The sequence below is a fragment of the Pseudomonas sp. 2822-15 genome, assembly GCF_002742515.1.
GTDB lineage: Bacteria > Pseudomonadota > Gammaproteobacteria > Pseudomonadales > Pseudomonadaceae > Aquipseudomonas > Aquipseudomonas salomonii.
In genome coordinates, this window is the sequence record NZ_LJRY01000212.1 from 1 (window position 1) to 325 (window position 325).

Sequence of the window (325 nt, forward strand, 5' to 3'; positions counted from 1 at the left end):
GAAAATAACATCAGAACCGCCCCTCAAAATAATGCAAGAAACTCCTCGTATCCTTCTTTTTTTAACTGATCCTTTGGAATAAACTTTAGTGCTGCAGAATTAATACAATACCTGTGTCCACCTTGTGATTTAGGTCCATCATAGAATAGATGGCCTAGGTGAGAATCCCCATATTTACTCCTTACCTCGGTACGTAGCATTCCATGGCTTTTATCCAATTTATCATTTATATGGTAGTTACTGATTGGTTTAGTGAAACTAGGCCATCCACAACCAGCATCATATTGATCTTTTGAACTAAACAACGGCTCTCCCGATACTATGT

At 38.2% G+C, this 325-nt stretch carries 1 protein-coding gene; it reads right to left on the reverse strand.

Going from position 1 to position 325, the window contains the following annotated elements:
* Nucleotides 1–23: 23 nt before the first annotated feature.
* Nucleotides 24–325 (reverse strand): peptide-methionine (R)-S-oxide reductase MsrB (msrB, locus tag AOA59_RS25365; protein ID WP_099489502.1); only part of this gene is annotated, 302 nt, incomplete at its 5' end.